A 26,090-nucleotide genomic window follows, 5' to 3' on the forward strand; every position below is an offset into this window, starting at 1 on the left:
GTTCGCGCTTCACTGCGACCGCCGCTTCAGGACGAGCCGGGTGCGGCGAACACCGGCACGTTCGCCCTCGTCCAGCAACGCCAGCAGGGACTCCACCCGAGTGATCTCTCCTTCGACCGGCAACACGGCGTCGGGCTCGACGTCCAACCATGGAACCAGCACGAAGGCACGTTCGTGTGCTCTCGGGTGCGGCAAGGTCAGTTCAGGGTCGTCACTGCGGACCTCATCGCACGTCACGATATCGACATCGAGTGTGCGGGGCCCCCAACGTTCTCCTCTGACACGATCGGCCTCGGCCTCGAACTGCTGTCCGCGGCGCAACCAGCCGTAGCCATCGAGAGCCGGATCGTCCACGACGAGCACCGCGTTGAGGAAGTCCTGCTGAGCGACGCCGCCCCACGGGGCGGTCGAATACACCGGGGAGATAGCCAGTACGCGATCACCCAGCCCGTCTACCACGGACTGCAGGTGGGAGAGGCTGTCGCCGATGTTGGACCCGATCGACAGCACAGCGCGACTCATGGCCTCGACCTGTACGCAACCACCGCCACGTCCGCGAAAGTCAGCGGGATGGGGGCGGAAGGCTTGTGCAACACCACCTCGGTGCGCTCGACGCGGGGGTCGGTCATCACACCGTCCGCAATCTCAGCGGCGACGGTCTCGATGAGGTTCCGTGGCGGTCCGGCGATGATCGCCGCGGCGCGTTGAGCTAGCCCGCCGTAGTCCAACGTGTCCTCGAGTTCGTCGGAGCCTGCCGCCGGAGCAAGGTCCATCCAGACGGTGATGTCGACCAAGAAGTCCTGGCCATCACGCTTCTCATGTTCGAAGACTCCGTGATTTCCACGAACTTTCAAGCCACGCAACTCGATTCGATCACCCATGCTTTGGCACACCCTTCGTCCAAGCCTCGGCCACCGCGATGGCGTCCAGTGACCCCTGCGCGTCGTGGACCCGGACTCCCCACGCGCCGTGCACAGCCGCGAGCGCTGAGAGGACGGCGGTGGCCACCTCGCGTCCCGCCGGTGGTCTGCTCACGCCCTCGGCATCTGCCAACAGCGAACCCAGGAAACGTTTGCGGGAAGCGCCGATGAGAACGGGAAAACCCAGTTCGGTGAATTCCGGCAGCGCCTTCAGCAGAGCCCAGTTGTGGTCGGCGTTTTTTGCGAAACCCAGACCGGGATCAATTGCGAGCGAACCCGGATCGACGCCCGCCTTCACGGCAAGGTCGACCTGCGTCATCAACTCGTCCCGGACCTCGCGCACCACGTCGTCGTAGTGATCAGCGGTGCCACGATGGACGAAGTCACCAGCCGAACGCCAGTGCATCAGAATCCACGCGACACCAGCCTCCGCTACAACGGAAGCCATTGCCGCATCGGCGCGGCCGCCGGCGACATCGTTGACGATCGATGCGCCCGCCGCAATCGCGGCCTCCGCGACGGATGCCCGCATGGTGTCGACGCTGACGCAAATTCCCTCGGACACCAGGTCCTCGATAACGGGCACCACTCGCCCCGCTTCGATCTCAGGGTCTACTCGCGTCGCACCCGGCCGAGTGGACTCGCCGCCGACATCGACAATGTCGACGCCCAGGCGCTTCAGTTCGAGACCGCGCCGCACGGCTGTGTCGCGATCGAGGAACAACCCGCCGTCGGAAAAGGAATCGTCGGTGACGTTCAATACGCCCATCACCACGGTTCGGCCGGGCGAAGGAAGCGGGGTCACGGTCACTTCCGCAGAATGAGGTCCAACGCCTCTGCACGCGAGACGGCACTGGACTGGAACAGACCGCGCACCGCCGAGGTGGTGGTGCTCGCACCAGGCTTTCGGATCCCCCGCATTGCCATGCACAGGTGCTCGGCCTCGACCACCACGATCGCCCCCCGCGGATCAAGTCTGCGCATGATGGAGTCGGCGATCTGGCTGGTCAAACGCTCCTGAACCTGTGGACGCTTGGCGTAGAGATCAACCAGTCGAGCCAGCTTCGACAGTCCCGTCACCCTGCCGGTCGCACCCGGGATGTACCCGACGTGGGCGACCCCGTGAAACGACACGAGGTGATGCTCGCAGGTCGAGTACAGAGGAATGTCGCGCACCAGCACAAGCTCTTGGTGGCCCTCGTCGAATGTCGTGTTCAGTACGGCATCCGGGTCGGTGTACAGGCCAGAGAAGACCTCCCGATACGCGCGTGCCACTCGAGCGGGCGTGTCGATGAGCCCCGGGCGGTCCGGGTCCTCACCAACCGCGATCAAGAGTTCACGCACCGCCGCCTCGGCACGCGCCTGGTCGAATACCCGACCTGTCTCCAGTGCCACCGACTCACTATCGAGATGATTCACCGACAACCGAAACTCCTCCAGTACCGAGACCAATCGCCTCGAAGCAACAACCTAGTGCCCGGTGAATCAGTTCGATCCGTCCGGCCCTTTCCAGGCCCTAGCCTGCTCGTCATCGTCTCCGGTACCGCGCTGCTCGTAGGGCGGCTGGTTCCATTGGTTACCTGGACCCTGGTTACCTGGACCCTGGTTACCCGGACCTTGGCTACCCGAACCCTGACTGCCGGAATAGTGACCCTCGGGATTCTGGTTGCCCGGATCGCGCGGTGGCCAACCCGGAGCCGACCACCCTGCGGGTGCTCCGTAGTCCGGTCTCGTATCCGGCTGTGGCTGTGCAGGCCCACGTTGAGGCTGGGGCGCTGCCTGCTGCGGAAAACCATTGGCAGGCGCCGGCTGCGACTGCTGCTTGGCGAACACTGGTTCGGGCTGCACGGGCAACGTCTCGCCGCGCTCGACCGCGAGCTCCCTCGGAGTCTTGACCGGCGGCTTGTCTGACGGGGTCCGGTGGCCAAAGTCGTTGAATGCGGTTATGCGTGGACGCTTCTCGACGCTGTGGAAGATCTTCTCGAGGTCCTTGCGTGTGAGAGTCTCGCGCTCGAGGAGTTCGGTGGCCAGGATGTCGAGCACGTCCCGGTACTCGTCGAGGATGGCCCACGCCTCGGTGTGAGCGGCCTCGATGAGGTTCCGGACCTCTTCGTCTATCTCACGAGCAACCTCATGTGAGTAGTCGGACTGCTGGCCCATCGTCCGGCCCAGGAAGGGATCTGCCCCTTCCTGTCCGTAGCGCACCGCGCCCAACTTGGCGCTCATGCCGTACTCGGTGACCATGGACCGGGCGATCTTCGTCGCCATGTCGATATCCGAGGAGGCGCCGGTGGTCGGCTCGTGGAAAACGAGTTCTTCGGCCGCTCGGCCACCCATTGCCATCACGAGACGAGCGATCATTTCCGAACGCGTCATCAAGCCCTTGTCGTCCTCGGGAACCGTCATCGCGTGGCCGCCGGTGCGACCACGGGCGAGGATGGTGACCTTGTAGACGGGCTCGATGTCTGGCATCGCCCACGCGGCGAGTGTGTGACCACCCTCGTGGTAAGCGGTGATCTTCTTCTCGTGCTCGCTGATTATGCGGCTCTTGCGACGCGGCCCACCGACCACTCGGTCGACCGATTCCTCGAGCGCGACCTCGGTGATGACGTTGCCGCCCTCGCGTGCAGTGAGCAGTGCGGCCTCGTTGATCACGTTGGCGAGGTCGGCACCCGACATTCCGACGGTACGCTTTGCCAGTCCCTCCAGGTCTGCGGTGGAATCGATCGGCTTCCCCTGAGCATGGACTTTCAGGATGGCACGACGACCGGCGAGGTCGGGCGCGCCAACCGGGATCTGCCGGTCGAAACGGCCGGGACGAAGCAGGGCGGGATCGAGAATGTCGGGGCGGTTCGTGGCTGCAATCAGGATGATGCCGGTACGGTCACCGAAGCCGTCCATCTCGACGAGCAACTGGTTGAGCGTCTGTTCGCGCTCGTCATGTCCGCCACCGAGGCCGGCGCCGCGCTGGCGGCCCACCGCGTCGATCTCGTCCACGAAGATGATGCAAGGACTGTTCTGTTTGGCCTGCTCGAACATGTCGCGAACGCGGGATGCGCCCACACCGACGAACATCTCGACGAAGTCTGAACCCGAGATCGTGAAGAACGGGACTCCCGCTTCACCGGCCACAGCCCGGGCGAGCAGGGTCTTGCCGGTTCCCGGGGGACCGTAAAGGAGGACGCCCTTGGGAATCTTCGCGCCCAGAGCCTGGTAGCGCGCCGGATTCTGGAGGAAGTCCTTGATCTCGTAGAGCTCCTCGACCGCCTCCTCAGCGCCCGCAACGTCGGCGAAGGTCGTCTTCGGCATATCCTTCGTCAGCTGCTTGGCCTTCGACTTTCCGAAGCCCATCACGCCGCCGCGTCCGCCACCCTGCATGCGGCTCATCACGAAGAAGAAGATGCCCAGCAGTATCACCATGGGCAGCACGAAGAGCAGGATCGAGGTGAGCCAGCTCTCCTGGGTAACCGTGGTGTTGTAGCTCTCGAGGCCCTTGGACGAGACGTCGTTGAAGATCTGCTCGGACGCCGACTCCGGATACTTCGCGAGGATTTCGGTCTGGCCGTCGGTGGCGTCGTTGCCGGTCTTCAACCACAGACGCACCTGCTGCTCGCGGTCGTCGATCTGCGCCTTGTCAACGTTGTTGGCATCGAGCTGCGCAATCGCCACCGAGGTGTCGACACTCTTGAATCCACGCGTGTCGTTGCCGAAGTAGCTGAAGGCGTAGAACACCAGCAAAATGCCGGCAACGATCGCCAGGTTTCGAAACACAGTCTTTCGGTTCATACAGGTCGACCGAGATGGCCGGTCCTTTCGAGAGTGCGGGTCTTCCGAGTGCGCCATCCGGCTACAAACCGGACATACCAGATTACCGCGAGGGCACTCCGGCGACTCCAGCCAGCAGCCAACCGCCCGTGGAGGCGGTCTCTATCTCTGTCAACGCCTACGAGGGCCTATCGGTTCCCCCCAGGCTTCAACCAGGCGTCAAATGTACGGGAAATCACCGTACCGGCGGAACCGACCTGCCCTCGGAGTACCCCATCTCGAGCCGGCGGGAGTAATTCGACCGATGTGGCCGGGAGTCCGAGCTCCTTCGGCGCAGCGCGCAGTCGGAACCGTTTCGGGTATTCGCGCTGGATGCGGTAGGTCTGGCGAGATACGATTCGCATATCCGAGAAATGGGACTTTTCAGGCAGCTCCAGACAAACCTCAATGCGCTCAGAGAATGCCTAGTAGAACCCTGGATGTGCAATGACCAGCGGAAACGGGTCGGGCAAGAACAAATCGGCCTCTGCCGAACGAACCGGCGGAGCGCCGAACTCCGACCGCCGGAGCAACGATCCCGCGATCGCAGTCAGCGCGTCGAACCCTAGGACCGACCGCACGGAATCCAGCGCTGATCGCGGGGTCGCGGCCAAAACCGTGGATGACGAGCAGACCACGACCATGAGGGCCGGGCAGACCGTAGCGGCGGGCTCGACCGCGACGGCCCAGCAGCACGACACTCTCATCACGAAACCTCCGAGCGCCGACCTCGACGACGTCGAGGTCGGACAACAGGTCGATGACTTCGATCTGCTGATGGGCCTCGGCAGCGGAGCATTCGGCCGGGTGTTTCTGGCACGCCAGCGGTCGATGCAACGACTCGTCGCCGTGAAAATCTCGCATGATCGTGGAAACGAACCGCAGACCCTGGCGCGGCTCGACCACAACTACATCGTGAGAGTCTTCGACCAGCGGTTGCTCGAGGATCGCAAGCTTCGGCTGCTGTACATGCAATACCTGCCGGGTGGCACGCTGCTGCGAGTCCAGCGTCGTGTCCGCGTCACGCCGGAACACGAACGGAGCGGGAGCCTCCTGCTCGATGTCGTTGACGAGGAGATGCAGGAGAAGGGCGAAATCAGACCCACCGATTCGAGTGTGCGCAACGAGATCGCGTCGCTGACGTGGCCGGAGACGATCGCGTGGCTGGGGCGGCGCCTCGCCGAAGCTCTCGAGTACGCCGGCAAGCGCGGCGTCCTGCACCGCGACATCAAACCGGCCAACATCCTCCTGACGGCGGAGGGCGTGCCCAAGCTGGCCGATTTCAACATCAGTTTCAGTTCCACCGTCGCGGGGGCGTCGCCGCTGGCGTACTTCGGCGGATCCCTCGCCTACATGTCCCCCGAACAACTCGAAGCATGTCACCACGGAATGTCGGGGACTGCTGCGGATCTCGACACCCGAAGCGACATCTTCGCGCTCGGAGTGATGCTCTGGGAGCTGATGTGTGGCCAGCGCCCGTACAACGACGAGGTTCCAGCAAATACCCCCGCCTCGCTCGAAGCGATGATCGATTGCCGCAGCCGAGGCGTCGCCCCCGAGTTCCTAGACCAACTGCCCGGCGATTGCCCCGCGTCGCTCCGACGGGTGCTGCTGACGTGTCTGGCACCGAGGCCAGAGGACCGCTGGTCATCCGGAGCCGAGTTGGCCCAGCAATTCGACCTGTGCCTCAACACCCGGGCCCGCGATCTGGTCGATCCACCGCCGAACAGCCCGCGAATGCGGCTCCGCCGCTGGACGCTCCCCCTCCTGGTTGCGGGAATCGCGGTACCGAACGCTCTCGCGGGAGCCTACAACTACCACCACAACAAGTTGCTGATCATCAGCGACCTGAGCCCGGAAGTCCAGCACTCGTTCGGCAACATCCAAATGGTGATCAACTCGATCGCGTTTCCGCTGGGTGCGATCGTGCTGCTCTACTGGTGCCGCTATCCGTTCCTCGTACCGTGGGGTCTGCGCAGGGGACGAACGTACGACCGTCACACTCTCGCGCGCGCCCGCTCCGACACATTGCTGCTCGGCGACCGCGTGGTGCTTGTGGTGTTCGGGTTGTGGCTCATCGCGGGAATCGCCTATCCGATCTCACTGCAGCTCGCGGCCGGCAACGTGCCCACAGACGCGTACGTACACTTCATCGCATCACTCATCGTCTGTGGCGCGATGTCGGTCGCGTATCCGTTCTTCGTGGTCGCCTTCGTCGCGGTGCGCTATATCTACCCAACCCTGCTCCCACAGGACCTCGCGAGCAGCTCCGACGCGAACAAGCTTCGGGGCCTCGATCGCCGCAGCACGCTCTATCTCGCGTTGGCCGCGTCCGTTCCGCTGGCTGGAGTGGCAGGCGTTACATTCCTGCCGCCGGACGAAATCAGCCTGGTCATTCCCGCGGTTCGGATACTGTGCGTCGGCTCGATCTTTGCGTTCGCCGGCGTCTTCTGGCTGTTCCGCCAGTTCGAGCAGGACCTACGGGCACTCGAGGCCGCGGTATCGCACAACCCTGTCCGCTGACCAAGACCCTGATCGTGTGAGTCCGGAGGAGTCAGCCGCCGTAGACCGATGGCTCGAGGGTTCCGATATACGGCAGATCCCTGTAGCGCTCCGCGTAGTCGAGGCCGTATCCGACCACGAACTCGTTGGGAATGTCGAACCCCACATTCGCGACATCGATATCGACCTTGACCGCGTCAGGCTTTCGCAACAGGGTGACCACGTCGAGCGACGCCGGGTTGCGGGTCGCAAGGTTCCGCATCAGCCAGGACAACGTCAGACCAGAGTCGATGATGTCCTCGACGATCAGCACGTGGCGTCCGGCGATGTCCTTGTCGAGGTCCTTGAGGATGCGCACGACGCCCGACGACGATGTGGACGAGCCGTAGGAGCTGACGGCCATGAACTCGAGCTGAGTCGGGATGGGCAGGGCCCGTGCGAAGTCGGTCATGAAGAAGATCGCCCCCTTGAGGACACCGATCAGGAGCAAGTCTCCTTCCGGGGCACCGGCCGGATAACGCTTGGCGATTTCTGCGGCCAGTTCCTCGGTACGTCGACGAATCTGGTCCTCGGAGATCAGTACCGATGCGATGTCGCCCTCGTACACGCGATCAAACCCTTCGTTGCTCTTCCAATCCGACGTTCAGCCTGCCACGTCTACGGCAGACCACCAACCTCGCGTCCGGTGTTCCCCCACCGATCGCGACCGGACCTTGGCCACGCCACCGCGCGACGAGGTCGTCCACTGCCCTCAACTGTCGGTTGCCGAGACCCCGCGCACCCGCGGCGAGAAGCCAACCACGCAGCACTCTGCGCCGGACGGGAGGAGCCGACAGCGCCAGAACTGTCGCATCGATCTCCCCGTTCACCACCGCTTCCGAGGCGGCGTCGGCGGCCACCGCGTCGAGCACCGCCCCTTCCTCACGCAACTGTTCCCCGGTGCGAGCGAGGGCTCCGGCGACGCCGCCGCCGAGCACCTCCTCGAGCAGCGGCAGTACCTCTGTGCGCAACCGCACCCGCACGAAGTCGGGCGAGGAGTTGTGGGGATCCTCGTATGGGCTCAGCCCCAGCTCGGCGCAGGCCTGATGCGTTGTCGACCGACGGACCCCGAGAAGCGGCCGCCCCCAGGGACTTTCATACTCACTCATTCCCCAGATCGATCGGCCACCCGACCCGCGCGAGAGCCCGAGCAGCACCGTCTCAGCCTGGTCGTCGAGCGTATGCCCCAACAGCACCGGGCGTGTGCCGCGGGCGCGGTCGAGTGCGGCATAGCGAGCCTGGCGGGCTGCGGCCTCGAGCCCGCCCGATCCGCTCACCTCGACTGTGAGCACTTCGGCACTCGCGCAGCCGAGTTCCCGGGCCCGCTGCGCCGCCGTCGCGGCCACTCCCGCTGACCCGGGCTGTAGCCGGTGATCGACGATCAGCGCTCGGACCGAACGTGCTTCGGCCGCAGCCGCAGCCGCCAGCGCGAGCGAGTCCGCGCCACCCGACAAGGCAACCGCAAGGACGCCGTCCACGCAGTGCTCCGCAATCCAGTTCCGCACGGCATGCCGAATCTCGAGGATCGCCGGTTCCTCGGGAAGCAACATCGCAGACTCCGCCCCGACCCTCAGCCGAGCACCCGCGCCACCCAGGCGTCGGGCCTGTCGATCTCGGCGAGCCTCGGCAACGTGTCGGGGCCGGTCCACACCGCATTGAACCGGTCCATCCCCACCCTGTCGACGACAGCGTCGACGAATGCCTTGCCCCGCACGTACTGCGCCATCTTGGCGTCCATTCCCAGAAGCGCCCGGATCAGTCGATGCACCGGGTTGCTCTTGCGGCGGCGACGAATGTCGAATGCCGCGCGAATCCTGGTCACCGAAGGCACCACCGCCGGCCCGACCGCATCCATTACGTGATCCGCGTGCCCCTCGAGCAACGTGCCGAGCACGAGCAAACGGTCGAGTGCCTCGCGCTGAGGTTCGGCCTGTGCCGCACGCATCAATCCAACGAGCCCACCAGGCGCGCCTGACTCGTCCAGCTCGCCCCGTCTGCGGTCACGTAGCGCCGACGAAAGCCGTCTGCCGAGGTCCGTGACCGACTCGTCGACAAGAGATCCGAGGGTCTCCACGGATTCCTGCATGTATCCCGTGAGCCACGGTGACGACGAAAACTGCACCCGATGTGTGACCTCGTGCAAGCACACCCACAGCCGAAAGTCACTGGGCTGCACCTTCAGTGCACGCTCCACGGCCACCACGTTGGGCGCCACGAGCAGCAGACTTCCGTTCTCGCCCGTAAATGGGTCGTACTGGCCGAGGATCGCCGACGACAGGTAGGCGAGCATCGCACCCGCCTGAAGGCCTGCGGTCTTGCCCGTCAGAAGTCCCGGTTCGGCGTCGCCACCACCAGTGAGCTGTTCCATCGAGTGCGCAGCAGCGCGAATCCACTCACCCCGGTCGAGAATCTGCGCTGTCGGCACCGGGAGTCCGTCGGCGAGCCCGGTCACTTCCCGCACCGGCATCTCGGCCCGTATCGACGCCTCGGACAGTTCGGCAACCACAGCCTCCGCCGTGTACCGCGATGTGGGCGGGCCGCTGGGAGCCAGTTTCACGCCCGTCCTTGCAGCCAGGTCCCAGTCGACTGCACCTCCGAAAGCGCTTCCGTCGGTGGCCATCACTGACACCCGCACATACGCAGCGTTGCCGCCAGCGCGTCGAGTGCAGGACGACTGGCCTCCGGCGGGCTGTTATTGGACATCAGTGAAAAGGTCAGGACGCGCCCGTCCCGGTCCACCACGTAGCCGGCTAGCGCGCTGGCTACGTCCAAGGTTCCGGTCTTCGCACGCACCCACCCCGCGCCCGCACGGTTGCCGGAGTCGTACCGATCCGACAGGCTGCCGGTGGCACCGGCCACCGGCAGATAGTCGAGCATCGGGCGCAAGGCGGGCGTACCGTCCCCGGCCGCAGCAGTCAGCACCTGGTCCAGCAGATGCGGAGCGATGCGATCATCGACAGACAACCCGCTCGCGTCGTGCAGAGTCAGTCCCGACAAGTCGAATCCGGCCGCTGTCAGAGTCTGGGAAATGGTCTCGACGGCTCCCACGAACGATGCCTCCGCACCGGCATTCATGGCCACCTCCCGCCCGATTGCTTCGGCAAGCACATTGTCCGAGTGTTCCATCATCTGCCGCAGTCGGTCGCGCAACGGCGCGGACGAGACGTTCGCGATGATGGCCGCGTTCGGTGCAGCCACTCCGGGGCTGACCGCCGAAGGGTCCACGCCGAGTGCATCGGCCAGCACCCGTCCGGCGTCGAGCGCAGGAGTGAGACTGCGCGGCGAATCGTCCACCAAAGGATCCACTCGCCCACCGTCGATCATGATCGGCTCGGTCGGCGTGATGAATCCCCCACCGATGTCGGCCGGATACCACCCCTGCGCCATGTTGGCGCCGGTGTAGATGCTGGTGTCGACCACAATTCGCGTCGCCTGGATCCCGGCTTCGCGGATCTGATCGACTAGCTCCGAAAGGTGTGCCGCACCGGGGTAATACCCACTCTCACCGACCGGGCTCGCGGTGATAGTCGGATCACCGCCCGCGACGAGCACAATCTCCCCGTCGGTCGCGCCCGCCACCACCTTGGTCGTCACACGATGATCCGACGGCAGCGACAGGAGGGCGGACGCCGCCGTGAGGATCTTGGTGGTGGAAGCCGGTGTCACCGGCGTCTGCGGATTGACACTCCACAACACCTGCCCGGTAATCGCGTCGGCGACCGTTCCACCGAAGACACCCAAACGCGGGTCGGTCGCTGCCGGACCCATCGCGGCAGCGATCCCCTGCGGGGTCGGGATCGGCGCGTTGTCGGGGACCGGCGTGACCAGCGGCGCGGCCGTGATCCGGGCAGGTTCCGAGGCTCTCGCCAAGTTGTCGCGAGCCACCGATTCGGCCTGCGTCGTCACCACGATCACCAGAACTGCCGCCATCACGAGCACCACCACGACCGAGGCGAACAATATCCGCCGGTTCCGGCGATCGCGTTCGGCCAACGAGCCGATCTTCTTCTTTGTCTGGCCCGGCAACGCGCCTCCGTCTTCACTGTGCTGCTGGTAGGTGGTCAGACAACAACCTTATCCTCGAACCGATATCCTCTCGAAGAGGAATCATCATCGACACGACAGCGAGGAAATCAGCGTGGAGTTCGACGTCACCATCGAGATCCCCAAGGGTCAGCGGAACAAATACGAGGTCGACCACGTGAGCGGCCGCGTGAAACTGGACCGCTATCTCTACACCTCGTTCGGTTATCCGGCCGACTACGGCTTCATCGAGAACACCCTCGGAGAGGACGGCGACCCGCTGGACGCGATGGTGCTGCTCCCCGAACCCGTTTTCCCCGGCGTCATTGTCGAGGCAAGGCCGGTCGGCATGTTCAAGATGGTCGACGAGGCTGGCGGCGACGACAAGGTGCTGTGTGTACCCGCGGGCGACCCACGCTGGGATCACATCCAAGACATCACGGACGTCCCCCAGTTCGAGCTGGACGCCATCAAGCACTTCTTCGTCCACTACAAGGATCTAGAGCCGAACAAGTACGTCAAGGGTGCCGACTGGGTCGGTGTCGCCGAGGCGAAGGCAGAAATCGAGGCTTCGATCAAGCGTCTCGAAGGCAGCAACAGCCACTGAGCAGAGCACCAATTCGGAGAGAACCGGTTCGACCGCATTGACGGTTGCGGCGCCGGTGGTCCGGAGCGCCGACGTGGATGAATCGAATCTCGGACATCCGGAGAGGAACTTCGGCGGAGCGACACGACACTGCCCCCGCCGGATCCTCAACCGCACCTCGGTTGGGACATGTGGGGCCCAAGTGGCCGACGCGGTGGGGCCTCCGGACCCAGTCGTGACGTCGCCGGCACACATCCTTCGGGTAGGTTCGGTGGTCTCGAACTCCGCCATCGCCACCAATCGATCTCAATCACGAGTCCCGTCATCCGCCGGCAAACACTTCGACGTGAGGCTGCGGTCCCGGATCTCCGTCATCGCTTCACTTCCTCCCCGGAAGGGACTCGCTGTTACCCAATGGGGTTCGCGGCTACCGGGCAAACCCTCTCGGATTCGGTTTCTCCGCTGTGGCGCAAGCGTGATGCCACAGGTATGCAGCCGGGGCATGCGCGGACGCTCGGGCACATCATCGACCCAGCACTGTCCCCCGTCGTGACCAACGAAATAGCCTAGCCCTCAGCATGACTCGTTGACCACGACATCGATGGCGATCTGACCCGAACCCGACCACCCCACGTTGGCATCATGGTGTTGTGTCGTTGACACCCCACATACGGTGAGTAGCATTGGAAACTGCGAACTCCACCTACTCCGATACCTGATTTGGCGAGATCGGAGTCAACTCGCGGCCTCGTTCACAGCGGGGACGTTAGACAGTGGGTCCGCATGACGTTCGAGTTCTGCGATATCGCAGAGTTCGAAGGTGTCGCCTCTCGCGCTGAACCCGCCGCCCCACTGCACGGGATCACCGAACCGAAGTGCAGCTCGCGGTAGACCGAAAGAGGCGAATATCAGGGTCTCATTCTCCCGCGAAAGGAGATCGACAGCCATGAGTGTTCACTCACCGCGTCGGCCAGCTCAGGCCCTCATGCCGAATTGGCCGATGGTGCCCGACTGGTCAGACCTGGTTGCTCGGTTCGAATCGATGCCACCCTGGACGTCGATGGGAGGGCACACGATTCGCGTCGAGGAAAATCTCGATGCCGACCGCTACACCGTCCGGGCGGAACTACCAGGGGTGGATCCGGCCAAGGACGTGGACATCAGTGTCCGGGAAGGCCAGTTGACGATCAAGGCCGAGCGCTCTGAGAAGAAGGAAGAGCGCACGCGCTCGGAATTTCGGTACGGAAGTTTCTACCGTTCGATGTTGCTGCCGAAGGGGGCAGACGAGGACGCCATCGACGCCACCTATTCCGACGGGATCTTGACGGTATCGATCCCGCTCACCGCGTCGAGCTCACAGGAACGACATGTCGAGGTCAAGAAAATGAGCCGACAGTAGGACCGCACAACCCGCTGACACGTAGACCGCTCAAACATAAGGAGGGAAAGACCATGGCTACTGCTCGGGACATCATGCACACTGGCGCAACCTGTGTGGGCGAGCACGAAACTCTCACCGCTGCCGCGCAGCGCATGCGGGATCTCGACGTCGGTGCGCTTCCGATCTGCGGCGACGACGACCGCCTTCAGGGCATCGTGACTGATCGCGACATCGTTCTCAAATGTATTGCTGCGAAAGCAGATCCCGCAGAGATGACCGTGGGTGATCTTGCGCAGGGCAGGATATACCACGTCGATGCCGGTGCGAAGGTCGACGACGTGCTGACCGTGATGCAGGAACACCAGGTCCGTCGTCTGCCTGTGATCGAGGAGCACCGACTGGTGGGGATGATCAGCGAGGCCGACCTTGCTCGTCACCTCCCCGACCGTACCGTCGGACAGTTCGTGGAGTCGGTCTGCGCACCCGCCGGGCATGCCCAGTAGGTGACTGCGCGAGGCATATGAGACAGCGGTGAAGGAGGTCGACCCCACGAGCGAGAGGCATGGGAATTCGAGCCCCTCTGCTACACCGACCGTATCTTCCGGTGCGCCTACGCCGGAGATAACAATTCGCGTTCTGAAACCCGACGATGCGGAGGCGGTGCGTCGACTCCATGAGCGGTTGTCGGATTCAGATAGGTATCGGAGGTTCTGTGGGCCCGGGCCGAAACGGGTCGAGACCTTGGCGACGCTGATCTGCCAGCGGGACGCCGGATACTACGCGTTGGGAGCGTTCGAAGACGACACGCTCGTCGGTGTCGCCCACTACGTAGTGGTGGATAGGCGCCGTGGACACCGGACCGCAGAGTTCGCTCTCGTGGTCGACGGGCACGAGCAACGACACGGGATCGGAACCATCCTGCTACGGCGCCTGTGCATGGACGCCTATACGCATGGTCTCGATCATCTGACCGCCCAGATTCTGGCAGAGAACAACCTCATGCTCGCGGTCATAGCTGAACAGGGACTGGCGGATGCCCTGCACCCCGAGGGCGCGGTCGTGTACTTCGACCTCGATCTCCATAGGCGTGGCAACTGATCGGTGCCGCGGTGGCGCTCGCGGCGAGGATGAGCGACATCTCCGTGCGAATGGAACGACGTCTGGTCGACATAGCCCGATCGCTCAGTCAGTGGCCTTCGGCCCTGCCGAACACAAGCATCCGTTCGCGAGAATGGGAAGTGCCCAGACCTTTGGAGGAGCGACGAAGAGCCGGTCCCGTGACCATGAGTGGAACGACGAAGGTCCCGGCGAACAAGTTCGGCCGGGTCTTCCGCGATCGATGTGGCGGCGCGACGAGCGCCGTCCACCCTGGCTGCAGACGACCACTGACGGACATCAGGTGAGTGGGCATGGACGCCGTCCCCGATCTCAGTGCCGCAGCCCAAGCGATGCTCGAGGGCCGCTACCTGCGTCGCGGCGCCGACGGGCACATCACCGGCACAGCCGCGGACCTGTTCGACGAAGTCGGGGCATTCGTCGCGCGCGCCGAGGACCAGTACGAACCCGGCTCGGCGGATCGTTGGGCACGGAGTTTCTCGGCTCTGATGCAACAACTCGCATTCTTGCCGAACTCGCCGACATTGATGAACGCCGGCACCCGTCTCGGCATTCTCTCGGGTTGTTTCGTTCTACCCCTGGAGGATTCACTGACGTCGATCTTCTCGACACTGCAACACACGGCGTTGCTGCACCAGGCCGGTGCCGGCACGGGATATTCCTTCGGGCACCTGCGACCGGCCGGCGACAAGGTGGACAGCACTGGGGGCACCGCCGGTGGCCCGGTATCGTTCCTGGGCCTGTTCGATACTGCGGTCGATGTCGTCGAGCGAAGCGGCCGCCGCCGGGGTGCCTGCCTGGGTGCGCTCGATGTGTCCCACCCCGACATCCTCGAGTTCGTGGACGCCAAGGCGTCGACACCCGGAGCCCTGTCCCATTTCGCACTGTCGGTCGCAGTGCCCGACTCGTTCCTCCGAGCCGTCGAGTCCGGCGCAACCCAGCCCCTGATCAACCCGCGAACGGGCGTCACCGTGGGCAGGGTCGCAGCAACGGACGTCTTCGACGCAATCTGTACGGCAGCACACCGCTGCGGCGATCCGGGGATACTGTTCCTCGACACCGTCAATCGCGCGCACCCTTTGCCCGAGTGGATCGAGACCACGAATCCGTGCGGTGAAGTGCCCCTGCTCCCGTACGAGTCGTGCAACCTCGGGTCCGTGAATCTCGCTGCGTGTGTCCGAGACCGGGAGATCGACTGGGAACGCCTCACCGACACGGTTCGCGTCGGGGTCCGGTTCCTCGACGACGTCATCGACGTGAGCCGCTATCCCTTCGACGTGTTGGACCGCGCCGCGCGACGCACCCGAAAGATCGGACTCGGCTTCATGGGTCTGGCCGAACTGCTTGCAACCCTGGGTGTCCCCTACGACAGCGATCGCGCGGTGGAGATCGCCGAGGACCTTGCCCGGCACATCGCACGGACCGCGCATGAGGCCTCCGCCGAACTGGCCGCGACGCGCGGCGCCTACCCGGCGGCCCCGCAGGTACGCGTCGCGGCAGCCCGTAAACGCCGGAACCTCCAAGTCACTTCGGTTGCACCTACAGGCAGTATCTCGCTACTCGCCGGCACGAGTGCCGGCATCGAACCCTTCGCCACAATCGGTGGACGACGCCGGATCCTCGGACGCGAGGTGGTCGAGATCGAACCGGCATTCACCGCCGTCGCGCGCGACCGCGGGTGCTACGACGACGTCGTCGGTGCGGTGCTCGAGACCGGCACCGTACGCACGAATCCACGCGTTCCGGCAGACCTCAGGGCGGCCTTCCCGACCGCGGTAGAGGTTGCACCCGAATGGCACGTGCGGATGCAGGCAGCGGTTCAACGGCACGTGGACGCCGCAGTATCGAAGACGGTGCTGCTGCCGGCGTCGGCATCCGTCGCTGTTGTCCGGGAGGTGTTTCTCGCCGCCTGGCGAGCCGGCGCCAAGGGCATTACGGTGTTCCGCACCGAGAGTGTCGACGACCTGAGCAGCCGTCCTCGGGACGATCACGTGGCGTGCTTGTCCTGCACGTAGCGAACCATGTCGTCGAGAGTGTTCAACCGAGAGTAGTCGGCCTCTGGAACATCCACTCCCAGGGACTTTTTCAAACCGGTCAGAAAGTTGAGCCAGTCCATCGAATCCAGGTCCACCTGGTCCCGGAGCGGCAGTTCCGGACGCAGGTCCTCCTGCTCGACCTCCGGGGCGACGGCACGCAGCGCCTCGACCAGCGACAAGCGGATCTCGTCGGTGTCCATCAGATGCGATCCTTCCTCACAGGCGCTCAGGGTGCTCGAGCAGATCGGCCACCTCGCTGAGAAACAAGGCACCTCGGCGACCGTCGCTGACACGGTGATCTGCGGCCAGGCTGGCGACCACCGTGGGAACGACCCGGATCTCGGTGCCGTCGGCCCACGGCCGCTCGACGGTCCTGCCGAAACCGACGAGTGCGACCTGCGGCGGGTAGATGACACCGATCACCGATTCGACGCCCTCGTCGCCGAGGCTGGTGACCGTAAGTGTCGGATCCGACATTTCCGAACTGCGCATGCTGCCGGAGCGGACTCGTCGAACCAAATCCGCCAGTTCACCGGCGATCTGCTCGAGAGACTTGTCCGCGACGTCGTGGATGGCGGGGGCCACCAGACCACCCTGCCGCAACGCGATCGCCACGCCCACATGGACCGCATCCGCCGACTCGAAGCCATCACCGCGCCAAAAGCCGTTCATGTCGGGGTATTTCTTCGCTGCCAGAGCAACGGCCTTGATCTGCAACACCACCGGTAGCAGGCGTTCGGTGACCGAGCGGTCGGCATTGACACGGGACAGCCAGTCGAGGGTATGGGCCAAGGAGATCCGTTCGGTGAGGTAGTAGTGCGGGATCTCGCGCTTGGATCGACTCATAGCCGCGGCGATCGCCCGTCGGGTCTCGGCGGTCCGGTCTATTGGTGCCGCGGGAGCCGCCGCCGCCTCGACGTCGTCGAGGGTGACCGCCCCCTCCGGTCCAGTACCTGTGAGTGATGCCAGATCGATACCACGCGCTGCCGCCTCACGGCGGGCCGCCGGCGTCGCGCGGGTGCGTACGGGCCGTTCAGCTTCGGCCGGTTCCCTGGCGGCCACTGGGCTCGTCGGCGCCTCCTCCCCCGGCTCCAGCAACGTTGCGATCGTCATGCCCACCGGCACGGTCTGCCCCACCGGCACGAGCAATTCGTGGACGGTTCCCTCATGCCAGCACTCGACCTCGACCGCCGCCTTGGTCGTCTCCACGACGGCGATCACTTGGCCTCGCTCGACCGAGTCGCCCGGACTGACCAGCCACTCGTTCAACCGCCCCTCGTCCATGTCGGCCCCGAGCGATGGCAACGTGAACTCGATCATGGCGAACTCCCCGCTCCGGAGCGCACCAGATGTGTCGCCGCTTCGACGATCCGGTCCGGCTGCGGCAGCGTCGCCTGCTCGAGGTGACGTGCGTACGGGATCGGCACCTCGCGGCTGCATACCCGGGCCGGCGGCGCGTCGAGATCGAAGAAGGCTCCCTCTACGACGCGGGCCATGATCTCGCCGGCGAGACTGCCCGAACGCCAACCTTCGTCGACCACGAGCACTCGGTGTGTGCGACGGACGGAGCGGATGAGCGTCGCGGTGTCGAGGGGTCGCAGCACCCGAAGATCGATCACTTCCGCGTCGATGCCCTCCTCGGCCAGCAAGCCCGCTGCCTCCATCGTCTTCGGGAGTGACCCGCCGTAGGTGATCAGCGTGATCGCACTTCCCGTCCGACGCACGCGAGCCGACGCGATGTCCACTGGTCCGGGTTCGACATCGTCGGAGGAGTTGAACAGCTGGGTATGTTCGAAGATGACGACCGGGTCCGGATCGGCGAGCGCTGACGCGAGCATGCCCCCTGCATCCTCGACCGTTGCCGGCGCGAGCACCGTGATACCGGGTACGTGGGCGTACCAGCACTCGAGGCTGTGCGAATGTTGTGCGGCGAGTTGCCGTCCCGCTCCAGTCGCCATGCGCACGACGAGCGGGACGGAGAACTGTCCGCCGGACATGTGCCGCAGGGCCGCCGCGGTGTTGACGATCTGGTCGAGCGCCAGGAGGCTGAAGTTGACCGTCATCACCTCCACGATGGGTCGCATTCCTCCAAGTGCCGCACCGATTCCCACGCCGACGAAGCCCAGTTCCGACAGCGGTGTGTCCCGAACCCGGTCGGGCCCGAACTCTTCGAGCAGCCCCTTCGAGAAGGCGTAGGTGCCGCCATACCGCCCCACGTCCTCACCCATCAGGAAGACTCGCGGGTCCGACCGCAGCGCCTCGCGGATCGCCTCACGCATCGCCTCACGGTAGGTGGTCTTCATCCCCATACCCCACTGTCGACTCGGCGGTTGATGTCATGACGTCGCGCTCGAGTGTCCCGACATCCTCCCATGTTCCTGCCTCGGCGAACCCGACTGCAGCATCGACCTCGTCGTCGGCTTGACGTTGCATCTCCGCGAACCCGCGCGCCGATACGATATCGGCCTGCTCGAGCCGGGTACGGCATGTATCGATCGGATCCCGCTTCTTCCATTCCTCGACTTCCGCCTTGTCCCGGTACAACTCGGGGTCGAACATCGAGTGCGCACGGAATCGATAGGTCAAGTACTCGACGAAGAACGGACCGCTGCCCTCACGCACATGCCCTGCCGCGGTGGCCGTGGCCGCGTGACTGGCGAAGACGTCCATCCCGTCTACCTTGAGTGTCGGAACCTTGAAGGATGCGGCCTTGGCGCAGAGGTCCGTCTGCGACTGTGCTCGGTCGATGGCTGTCCCCATCGCATAGAGGTTGTTCTCGCAGCAGAACAGCACTGGGAGATGCCACAGGGCCGCCAGGTTCATGGATTCATGGAAAGCTCCCTCGGCAACTGCGCCGTCACCGAAGAAGCACACTGTGACGTTCTGGCGATCCTGCATTTTGTCTGCAAGTGCGAGCCCCACCGCGATGGGGAGGCCACCAGCCACGATCGCATTGCCACCGAAGAAGCGCGTGTCGGCGTCGAAGAGGTGCATGGATCCACCGCGGCCACGTGAACATCCCTCGCTCTTGCCGAACATCTCGGCCATGATCGCGTTCATCGAAACCCCACGCACGAGAGCGTGACCGTGCTCGCGGTACGTGGCGACGACGTTGTCCTGGGGCCGCAGAGCATGCAGTGCGCCGACCGCCACCGCCTCCTCCCCGACGTACAGGTGCAAGAAGCCGCGAATCTTCGTCGTGCCGTATAGTTCCGCGGCCTTCTCCTCCATGCGCCTGATTCGCACCATGTCGAAGAGCAACCTGCGGACGAACTCCGGGTCCTCTGGCAATGGAGTGGTCATCACGTGCTCCCCTGCTGGGCGCCGGCCGGGGTCTCGAGGGTGGAGATGTCACCTTCCGGCAGCCCCAGTTCACGGGCTTTCAACAGCCTCCGCATGGTCTTCCCGCTTCGCGTGTGCGGGAGTTCCTCGACGAACTCGATCTCCTTGGGCGCGATCGAGGCACCGAGCCGGATCCGGGCGTGCGCAATCAACTCCCGCCGGATCACGTCGGACGGCTTGGTGTTGCCGGGGGTGAGCATCACGAACGCCTTCACCACCTCGCCGACCAGAGGGTCCGGCTTGCCGATCACCGCGGCCTCGATCACCGCGGAATGCTCGGTCAGCACGTTCTCCACCTCGAACGGTCCGATCAGATGGCCTGCCGACTTGATGACGTCATCTGAGCGGCCGACGAACCAGAAGTAGCCGTCGGTGTCGCGTCGGACGAGGTCCCCGGTGAGATACCAGCCATCCGCGAAGCACTTCCTATACCGTTCCTCGTCATCGAGGTAGCCGCGGAACATGGAGGGCCACCCTGCCTTCAGCGCTAGCTCGCCGTCGGTGTCCGCGGTCGTCACCTCCTCCACACGGCCTCCGGGGCAACGCTGCACGACGGCCGCATCCACCCCCGGCAGCGGTCGCCCCATCGACCCCGGTTTGATGTCCTGGGCCGCGGTGTTGGCAATCATGATGCCGCCGGTCTCGGTCTGCCACCAGTTGTCGTGCACCGGGCGCCCGAGCACCTCGTCGCCCCATACCACCGCGTCGGGCCCCAAGGGTTCACCCACGCTGGAAACGAAGCGCAGCGCCGGGAAATCGTGCCCGCGCACGGCCTGGTTTCCGGACTTCATCAGCATGCGGATCGCCGTGGGTGCCGTATACCAGACACTCACCCGAAACTTCTCGAGGTTGCGATACCACCGCTCTGCGTCGAAGTCCTCGTCGTCGACAATCGACGTGACCCCGTGGACGAGCGGGGCGATGACACCATACGAAGTACCGGTGACCCATCCGGGATCGGCGGTGCACCAGAAGATGTCGTCCGCATGTAGATCCAGTGCGTACAGCCCGGTCGCGTAGTGGGTGACAACCGCATCGTGGACGTGGACGGCGCCCTTCGGCCTTCCGGTCGTCCCGCTCGTGAAGTGGAGCAGTGCCGGATCCTCCGGTCCTGTAGGTTCTATATCCGCCTGATCGTCGACCGAACGCATCACGGCATCGAAGTCGATTGTGTCTGGAAGTGGTCCATCCACGGTCCCGGTTGGGACTGCAAGAACGTACTCGAGTGTCGGAATCTGCTCGCGAATCGGAGCTACCTTGCGCTGGTACAGCCGGTCGGTCGTCACTAGCACCCGTGCGCCCCCCAGGCGCATCCTCGCAGCGACCGGCTCCGGGCCGAACGCGGAGAACATCGGCGTGACCACCGTTCCGTTGCGGAGGGCCCCGAGCATTGCGACGTACAGTTCGGGGATACGGCCGGCGAGCACGAACAGTCGGTCACCCTTGCCGATGCCGAGGCTTCTCAGCACATTGGTGAATCGACATGCGCTCCGGTACAAGTCCGCGAAGGTGACGTCCCTCGTGGCGTCTGCGGAGAGAAATCGCAACGCGACCCGGTTTCGGTCGGCACCCTCCGCATGACGGTCCAGCGCCTCGTACGCAATGTTCCTTCCACCACCGGGCAGACCGTCCAGGCGCTGCGCCATCTCCTGCCACGAGAACGACGCGCGGACGGCGTCGTAGTCGGCCAGGTTGGGCTCGACATGGAGATCGCGAGCACTCTTGTGGATCATGATTCCTCCAGGCGCCACCCGACTGAATGTCGGACGATTTCGGTATCCAATCCTTCACGCACCTGCACCCCGTGTAACAGGGGAAAAGGTCCTGAACCTGTTGCAAACGAGCAACTGGCCGATCGTCTACACGAATGCGAACGTCACCTGACAAAGAACTAGATCATCGCTCAGTGGACGCCCTGCGGCTCGCTGCCGAGCCAGATCGGCCTCGAAGATCGCCTGCGACTCATGGAATTCGACCTGCCACCGACACCCGGCACCGATCGGCTTTCTTGGTAGCTCCTTCATCGAGATGCCGAGCGAGATGCAAACGCTCCTTTGGCAGTTCGGCGACGTCAATACCGGAAGTCTGGTCGGATCGTGGACTGGCCGAACAGTGCCGTATATGGCACTAGGCTCTGTGCCGGGCTGACGAAGTGGCATGTCGGGGCGATGAGGCAGCTTTGTGGGAAGTATGCAGTTCCCCCCGATCTTCTTCCGGCTGCTCCCTTTCCGACTGCTCCCTTTCCGACTGCTCGCGGGATGAGGACTCGATACCGGACTCGGTCCTCAGTGGCTGTTCCTTCCACACCAGGGTCAGAAGGAAGGCGACAACCGCGAGAATCGACACGACCAGGAAGACAAATCCGATGGCGTCGGCGAACCCCTGCTTGAACGGCAACGCCAAGGCGTCGCTCAGCCGACCGATCACCGAACTGTCGGAAAGTACGCCGCCCATAGCGGAGTGGTCCGGGCTGACAATGCCCTGGGCAAGACCCGCCACGGCCGGGTCGTTGCTCTGCGTGGCCGCCACCACCGCTTGCTGAAATTCGGGAGAATCTGCCGCGGCAGTCACGCGGTCGGCGATATCCGGGGTCAGTCTCGAGAAGAGGACGGACAGGAAGATCGCAACACCCGCGGTTCCACCGATCTGCCGGAAGAATGTCGCCGCACCAGTGGACACCCCCATATCCCGCGACGGCAACGCGTTCTGAATGGCGAGGGTCAACGGCTGCATCAAGAACCCGAGCCCGAGCCCGACGATCGACATGAACGCCATGAGGGTCGGCATCGGTGTATCGGCGGCCACCGTGTGCAACAGGAGACTGCTGACCACGATCAGAGCCGTTCCCGCAATGGGGAAGTACCTGTAGTGGCCCGTCCGCGAAATTATCTGACCACTGATCACCGATCCCAACATGAGAGCGACAACCATCGGCAGGATCTGGAATCCGGCAATAGTGGGGCTCGAGCCCTTCACCACCTGCAGATACTGCGGAAGCAGGGTCAGCCCGCCGAACATGGCCGCACCGACCACGAAGCTGATGATGACGCCGAGCGTGAAGGTTCCGTTGCGGAAGAAGCGCATCGGAATGAGAGCGGCGTCCTTCATCGCCACCTCCACCAAAACGAATGCCACTACTCCGATCACGCCGATGGCGTAGCACACCAATGACCCCGCACTACCCCATCCCCACTCGCGTCCCTGCTCGGCGACGATGAGCAATGGCACCACACCGATCGCGAGGGCCGTTGCGCCCCACCAGTCGATCCGTTGGTCGTCCACTCGACGTTTCGGGAGGTTCAGAACTTTGAAGACCACCGTCAGCGCGATGAGCCCGATCGGTACGTTCACCAGGAACACCCAGCGCCAACCGGCGATTCCGAGGATCGTGTCCTGCCCGGCGAGCACACCGCCGAGAACGGGTCCGATGACACTCGAAGTTCCGAACACCGCCAGGAAGTATCCCTGATACCTTGCGCGTTCACGAGGGGAAACGATGTCTCCGATGATGGTCAGGGCCAACGAGAACAAGCCGCCCGCACCGAGTCCCTGCAGCGCCCGGAAGGCCGCGAGCATGTACATCGACGTCGAGAACGTGCACAGGGCCGAGCCGATCACGAACACCGAGATCGCGAACATGAAGAAAGGCTTGCGCCCATAGAGGTCGGACAATTTGCCGTACAGCGGCGTCGCCAGCGTCGCAGTGATGAGGTAGGCCGTGGTGGCCCACGCTTGCAGCGAATAGCCGTTGAGATCGTCGGCGATGGTGCGGATCGCCGTCGCCACGATGGTCTGGTCCAGCGCGGCGAGGAACATACCGAGCATCAGACCGCTGAGAATGACGAGAACTTGCCGGTGGGTGAAAGACACCGGCGCTTCAACCGAATGCGGCTCAACCGAATGCGACACTGTTTCCCCGATGCGCTCAGAGTTTATTTGTACTCACTAAGTATGCGAGCGCATCAGGGATCCGGCAACTACCGAACAGTGGTTTACCTTTGGAAAGGGTTATATTTACTCGCCCTTGAATTCAGGTGCACGTTTCTCGAAGACGGCGGTGATCGCCTCGGTCAGGTCCTGCGAAGGCAGGAATGCCGCGTTCCATGCTGCGACGTAGCGCAGACTGTCGTCGACGGCCGCCGAGCGTGAGTGGTCGAGGACGTCCTTGATCCCGTGCACCACCAGGGGTGGGTTCGCGGCAATGTCGGCGGCGGTGGCGTGTGCTGCGGCGAGTGCGGTGTCCGCATCGTCGAAGACCTCGTTGACGAGTCCGATCTTCTCGGCACGAGCGGCGTCGACGTCCTTACCCGTGAGGGCGAGTTCCCGCAGGTGTCCGTCACCGATGATTGCGGGCAGGCGCGCGAAACTGCCCACGTCCGCGACAATCGCGACCTTGACCTCCCGAATGCTGAACTTCGCGTCGGCACTGGCGTACCGGACGTCGGCAGCAGCGATCAGGTCGACGCCACCGCCGATGCACCAACCCTGCACGGCCGCGATAACGGGCTTGCGGCAATCGGCGACCGCCGTGATCGCGGCTTGCATCCGCTTGATGGTGCCGTGGAACTTTGTGCGGGGTCCGGCGAGCGCGTTGCCGGCCAGGACGGGGCCGAGGTCACCGCTCATGGCGGCCAGGTCCAGCCCGATCGAGAAGTGCTTGCCCTCCCCTGCGAGCACGACTGCTCGCACCTCGGGGTCGGCGTCGAGTTGGCCGAAGATCTCCGGGAGCTCACCCCAGAAGTCAGGACCCATCGCATTGCCCTTGCCAGGCCCGACGAGCGTCACCTGCGCAACGTGATCCTTGTACTCGACAGTGAACGCATTCCAAGTCTTCTGTTCTGTCATGTCGAGAGAGTAACCGGTGCCCTTCGGGCCCCGCGAAGTACGATCAAGCTATCTGTACCGTCTGCGAACGGACAGCGTCGATGGCACATCGGAGACCCCCGGCCGTGACCCCGGGCGGCACCGCCGCCGCAACTTCGAGCGGCACCGCCGCCGTTATCGGCGCAGGCATCGGAGGGCTTCTGGCCGCCTCCGCTCTCAGCAAGATGTTCCGGAATGTTGTCGTCCTCGAGCGCGACACTCTGCCCCAGACCGCCACCACCCGCAGGTGCGTGCCGCAGGCCAACCACGTGCACGCGCTGCTTGCGAGTGGGCAAGCAGCCATGGAAGATCTTCTCCCCGGCTTCGTCGACGAACTGCTCGATCTGGGCGCCATCGCAGGCGATGCGCTCGCTGATATTCGGTGGGTGGTCGACGGGCAGCGGTTGGCCCGCGGCGCCAGCGGAATACCCGGCATCCTCGCGAGCCGATCCCTCATCGAATGGCAAATGCGGCAACGTATTGAGAGACTGCCGAATGTTCGAATACTCGACCGCAGTGACGTCATCGGACTCAGAGGCGACCGCAAGGCGGTGAGCGGCGTGAATATGCAACGCCAACCCATCGGGTCGACCGAGCTCGTGCCCGCAGATTTCGTCGTGGATTCAACGGGTCGCAGTTCACGGAGCGTCACCTGGCTGGGCCGGCTCGGGTTCAGGCCTCCGCCCGAATCGCAGCTGGCAGTCGACGTCTCGTATGCGACAAGGCACTTCCTCCTCGACGCATCTGCACTGGGCGGCGACTCGGGAATCGGGATGGCACCGGGGCCGTCGAACCCCCGAAGCGGATTCATGGGCAGACAGGAGGACGGCACCTGGATCGTCACTCTCGCCGGATACGGAAACGACGTACCACCCCTCGATGCAGACGGGTTCCTCGAATTCACGAAGTCGTTTCCCACCCCGGACATGCACGATGCGCTGGCTGCAGCGCAGGCCTTGGACGAAGGGGTTCGCTACCGGATTCCGACTACCATTCGCCGTCACTATTCGGCGGACGACCTGCCACCGAACTACGTGCCGTTCGCAGACGGCATCTGCTCCTTCAATCCCATCTACGGCCAGGGAATGAGCGTCGCAGCGGTGGAGGCGACGATTCTTCGCGACTGCCTGCAATCGTCAACAGCGGACCTCACCCGACAGTTCGTGCGCAAGGCCAATCGGTGCATCGACGCCGCCTGGAACCTCACCGTCGACAACGACCTCCGAATTCCATCAGTCCCGGGCCAACGTTCTCTGCGGGTCCGGCTCGCGGGCGCATACGCGTCTCGGCTGGACCGAGCCGCTGCCGTCGACCCGGCCGTCGGCTCGGCTTTCCTGCGGGTGACGCATCTCCTCGACCGTCCGAGGAAGTTGTTCCGGCCGACAACGGTGCTGCGGGTATTGCTCGCGGATCTGACCCGCACCCGCTGACGGCGACCAGCAGGATTACCTATATATTTGCGTAACAGGTACCTGAAG

At 64.3% G+C, this 26,090-nt stretch carries 23 protein-coding genes; 7 read left to right on the forward strand and 16 right to left on the reverse strand.

Annotation, left to right across the window (positions count from 1 at the left end; all coding sequences use genetic code 11):
• Positions 1–9: 9 nt before the first annotated feature.
• From folK to ftsH, 5 genes are read right to left on the reverse strand one after another with little or no spacing between them, the layout of a single operon-like run.
• Positions 10–522 carry a 2-amino-4-hydroxy-6-hydroxymethyldihydropteridine diphosphokinase gene (gene folK, locus BFN03_RS15665; RefSeq protein ID WP_070379789.1) on the reverse strand — a complete coding sequence of 171 codons (513 nt, stop codon included), beginning with the start codon at positions 520–522 and terminating at the stop codon, positions 10–12.
• Entirely contained in the window at positions 519–881 is a 363-nt protein-coding gene (folB, locus tag BFN03_RS15670) for a dihydroneopterin aldolase (RefSeq protein WP_070379790.1), read from the reverse strand. The genes folK and folB overlap by 4 nt, the downstream gene beginning before the upstream one ends.
• Entirely contained in the window at positions 874–1,731 is an 858-nt protein-coding gene (gene folP / locus BFN03_RS15675) for a dihydropteroate synthase (RefSeq protein ID WP_084385640.1), read from the reverse strand. The genes folB and folP overlap by 8 nt, the downstream gene beginning before the upstream one ends.
• Positions 1,728–2,345: a GTP cyclohydrolase I FolE gene (folE, locus tag BFN03_RS15680; RefSeq protein WP_070380976.1), complete on the reverse strand. Its 618-nt coding sequence runs from the start codon at positions 2,343–2,345 to the stop codon at positions 1,728–1,730. The genes folP and folE overlap by 4 nt, the downstream gene beginning before the upstream one ends.
• A gap of 60 nt (positions 2,346–2,405) precedes the next feature.
• Positions 2,406–4,706: an ATP-dependent zinc metalloprotease FtsH gene (ftsH, locus tag BFN03_RS15685; protein ID WP_070379791.1), complete on the reverse strand. Its 2,301-nt coding sequence runs from the start codon at positions 4,704–4,706 to the stop codon at positions 2,406–2,408.
• Positions 4,707–5,366: 660 nt separating this feature from the next.
• Between ftsH and BFN03_RS15690 the strand changes: the two genes are divergently transcribed.
• Complete coding sequence (locus BFN03_RS15690) at positions 5,367–7,247, forward strand: serine/threonine-protein kinase (protein ID WP_442971890.1); 1,881 nt, start codon at positions 5,367–5,369, stop codon at positions 7,245–7,247.
• A gap of 31 nt (positions 7,248–7,278) precedes the next feature.
• On the opposite strand, the gene hpt is transcribed toward BFN03_RS15690, so the two are convergent.
• Genes hpt through dacB form a run of 4 tightly spaced genes read right to left on the reverse strand, consistent with a single transcriptional unit; the run spans position 7,279 to position 11,267 of the window.
• Positions 7,279–7,833, reverse strand: coding sequence for a hypoxanthine phosphoribosyltransferase (gene hpt / locus BFN03_RS15695; protein ID WP_070379793.1), 555 nt, complete (start codon positions 7,831–7,833; stop codon positions 7,279–7,281).
• Positions 7,834–7,837: 4 nt separating this feature from the next.
• Positions 7,838–8,815: a tRNA lysidine(34) synthetase TilS gene (gene tilS, locus BFN03_RS15700; RefSeq protein ID WP_070379794.1), complete on the reverse strand. Its 978-nt coding sequence runs from the start codon at positions 8,813–8,815 to the stop codon at positions 7,838–7,840.
• Positions 8,816–8,835: 20 nt separating this feature from the next.
• Entirely contained in the window at positions 8,836–9,885 is a 1,050-nt protein-coding gene (locus tag BFN03_RS15705) for a zinc-dependent metalloprotease (protein WP_070380978.1), read from the reverse strand.
• On the reverse strand, positions 9,885–11,267 hold the full coding sequence (dacB, locus tag BFN03_RS15710; RefSeq protein ID WP_084385799.1) for a D-alanyl-D-alanine carboxypeptidase/D-alanyl-D-alanine endopeptidase: 1,383 nt from the start codon (positions 11,265–11,267) through the stop codon (positions 9,885–9,887). Before dacB ends, BFN03_RS15705 begins: the two co-directional genes overlap by 1 nt.
• A gap of 136 nt (positions 11,268–11,403) precedes the next feature.
• On the opposite strand from dacB, the gene BFN03_RS15715 reads away from it, so the two are divergent.
• From BFN03_RS15715 to BFN03_RS15745, 5 genes are all read left to right on the forward strand, one after another.
• Complete coding sequence (locus tag BFN03_RS15715; RefSeq protein ID WP_070379796.1) at positions 11,404–11,895, forward strand: inorganic diphosphatase; 492 nt, start codon at positions 11,404–11,406, stop codon at positions 11,893–11,895.
• Between the two features lie 925 nt (positions 11,896–12,820).
• Positions 12,821–13,273 carry an Hsp20/alpha crystallin family protein gene (locus BFN03_RS15725; RefSeq protein ID WP_084385641.1) on the forward strand — a complete coding sequence of 151 codons (453 nt, stop codon included), beginning with the start codon at positions 12,821–12,823 and terminating at the stop codon, positions 13,271–13,273.
• Between the two features lie 53 nt (positions 13,274–13,326).
• Positions 13,327–13,758: a CBS domain-containing protein gene (locus tag BFN03_RS15730; RefSeq protein WP_070379799.1), complete on the forward strand. Its 432-nt coding sequence runs from the start codon at positions 13,327–13,329 to the stop codon at positions 13,756–13,758.
• A 28-nt stretch (positions 13,759–13,786) separates the two neighbouring features.
• Positions 13,787–14,353 carry a GNAT family N-acetyltransferase gene (locus tag BFN03_RS15735; protein WP_269748448.1) on the forward strand — a complete coding sequence of 189 codons (567 nt, stop codon included), beginning with the start codon at positions 13,787–13,789 and terminating at the stop codon, positions 14,351–14,353.
• Between the two features lie 311 nt (positions 14,354–14,664).
• The gene (locus BFN03_RS15745) at positions 14,665–16,386 is read left to right on the forward strand and encodes an adenosylcobalamin-dependent ribonucleoside-diphosphate reductase (RefSeq protein ID WP_070379801.1); all 1,722 of its coding nucleotides are present in this window, start codon (positions 14,665–14,667) and stop codon (positions 16,384–16,386) included.
• On the opposite strand, the gene BFN03_RS15750 is transcribed toward BFN03_RS15745, so the two are convergent.
• The 7 genes from BFN03_RS15750 to BFN03_RS15780 form a co-directional block, all read right to left on the reverse strand.
• The gene (locus tag BFN03_RS15750) at positions 16,359–16,607 is read right to left on the reverse strand and encodes an acyl carrier protein (protein WP_070379802.1); all 249 of its coding nucleotides are present in this window, start codon (positions 16,605–16,607) and stop codon (positions 16,359–16,361) included. The two genes, BFN03_RS15745 and BFN03_RS15750, sit on opposite strands and share 28 nt — an antisense overlap.
• Before the next feature lie 16 nt (positions 16,608–16,623).
• The gene (locus BFN03_RS15755) at positions 16,624–17,727 is read right to left on the reverse strand and encodes a dihydrolipoamide acetyltransferase family protein (protein WP_070379803.1); all 1,104 of its coding nucleotides are present in this window, start codon (positions 17,725–17,727) and stop codon (positions 16,624–16,626) included.
• Positions 17,724–18,710, reverse strand: a complete 987-nt coding sequence (locus tag BFN03_RS15760) for an alpha-ketoacid dehydrogenase subunit beta (RefSeq protein WP_070379804.1) — start codon at positions 18,708–18,710, stop codon at positions 17,724–17,726. Before BFN03_RS15760 ends, BFN03_RS15755 begins: the two co-directional genes overlap by 4 nt.
• Positions 18,691–19,710 (reverse strand): pyruvate dehydrogenase (acetyl-transferring) E1 component subunit alpha, encoded by a 1,020-nt coding sequence (pdhA, locus tag BFN03_RS15765; RefSeq protein WP_070379805.1) that lies wholly within the window; start codon positions 19,708–19,710, stop codon positions 18,691–18,693. Before pdhA ends, BFN03_RS15760 begins: the two co-directional genes overlap by 20 nt.
• The gene (gene acsA / locus BFN03_RS15770) at positions 19,710–21,482 is read right to left on the reverse strand and encodes an acetate--CoA ligase (RefSeq protein WP_070379806.1); all 1,773 of its coding nucleotides are present in this window, start codon (positions 21,480–21,482) and stop codon (positions 19,710–19,712) included. Before acsA ends, pdhA begins: the two co-directional genes overlap by 1 nt.
• A 394-nt stretch (positions 21,483–21,876) precedes the next feature.
• A complete protein-coding gene (locus BFN03_RS15775; protein WP_269748449.1) occupies positions 21,877–23,619 on the reverse strand; it encodes an MDR family MFS transporter in 1,743 nt (580 codons plus the stop codon).
• A 144-nt stretch (positions 23,620–23,763) separates the two neighbouring features.
• Positions 23,764–24,594 carry a crotonase/enoyl-CoA hydratase family protein gene (locus tag BFN03_RS15780; protein WP_070379807.1) on the reverse strand — a complete coding sequence of 277 codons (831 nt, stop codon included), beginning with the start codon at positions 24,592–24,594 and terminating at the stop codon, positions 23,764–23,766.
• Between the two features lie 80 nt (positions 24,595–24,674).
• Between BFN03_RS15780 and BFN03_RS15785 the strand changes: the two genes are divergently transcribed.
• The gene (locus tag BFN03_RS15785) at positions 24,675–26,042 is read left to right on the forward strand and encodes an FAD-dependent oxidoreductase (RefSeq protein WP_070379808.1); all 1,368 of its coding nucleotides are present in this window, start codon (positions 24,675–24,677) and stop codon (positions 26,040–26,042) included.
• Positions 26,043–26,090: the final 48 nt, after the last annotated feature.

This window comes from Rhodococcus sp. WMMA185 (genome assembly GCF_001767395.1).
GTDB lineage: Bacteria > Actinomycetota > Actinomycetes > Mycobacteriales > Mycobacteriaceae > Rhodococcus_F.

Coding starts and splice junctions, on each gene's coding strand:
- BFN03_RS15730 (WP_070379799.1), top strand. CDS start 13,327: ATGGCTACTGCTCGGGACATCATGCACACTGGCGCAACCTGTGTGGGC.
- folK (WP_070379789.1), bottom strand. CDS start 522: ATGAGTCGCGCTGTGCTGTCGATCGGGTCCAACATCGGCGACAGCCTC.
- BFN03_RS15705 (WP_070380978.1), bottom strand. CDS start 9,885: ATGGCCACCGACGGAAGCGCTTTCGGAGGTGCAGTCGACTGGGACCTG.
- tilS (WP_070379794.1), bottom strand. CDS start 8,815: ATGTTGCTTCCCGAGGAACCGGCGATCCTCGAGATTCGGCATGCCGTG.
- BFN03_RS15745 (WP_070379801.1), top strand. CDS start 14,665: ATGGACGCCGTCCCCGATCTCAGTGCCGCAGCCCAAGCGATGCTCGAG.
- BFN03_RS15755 (WP_070379803.1), bottom strand. CDS start 17,727: ATGATCGAGTTCACGTTGCCATCGCTCGGGGCCGACATGGACGAGGGG.
- BFN03_RS15725 (WP_084385641.1), top strand. CDS start 12,821: ATGAGTGTTCACTCACCGCGTCGGCCAGCTCAGGCCCTCATGCCGAAT.
- folB (WP_070379790.1), bottom strand. CDS start 881: ATGGGTGATCGAATCGAGTTGCGTGGCTTGAAAGTTCGTGGAAATCAC.
- BFN03_RS15785 (WP_070379808.1), top strand. CDS start 24,675: ATGGCACATCGGAGACCCCCGGCCGTGACCCCGGGCGGCACCGCCGCC.
- acsA (WP_070379806.1), bottom strand. CDS start 21,482: ATGATCCACAAGAGTGCTCGCGATCTCCATGTCGAGCCCAACCTGGCC.
- BFN03_RS15690 (WP_442971890.1), top strand. CDS start 5,367: ATGAGGGCCGGGCAGACCGTAGCGGCGGGCTCGACCGCGACGGCCCAG.
- ftsH (WP_070379791.1), bottom strand. CDS start 4,706: ATGAACCGAAAGACTGTGTTTCGAAACCTGGCGATCGTTGCCGGCATT.
- pdhA (WP_070379805.1), bottom strand. CDS start 19,710: ATGACCACTCCATTGCCAGAGGACCCGGAGTTCGTCCGCAGGTTGCTC.
- BFN03_RS15760 (WP_070379804.1), bottom strand. CDS start 18,710: ATGAAGACCACCTACCGTGAGGCGATGCGTGAGGCGATCCGCGAGGCG.
- BFN03_RS15780 (WP_070379807.1), bottom strand. CDS start 24,594: ATGACAGAACAGAAGACTTGGAATGCGTTCACTGTCGAGTACAAGGAT.
- BFN03_RS15750 (WP_070379802.1), bottom strand. CDS start 16,607: ATGGACACCGACGAGATCCGCTTGTCGCTGGTCGAGGCGCTGCGTGCC.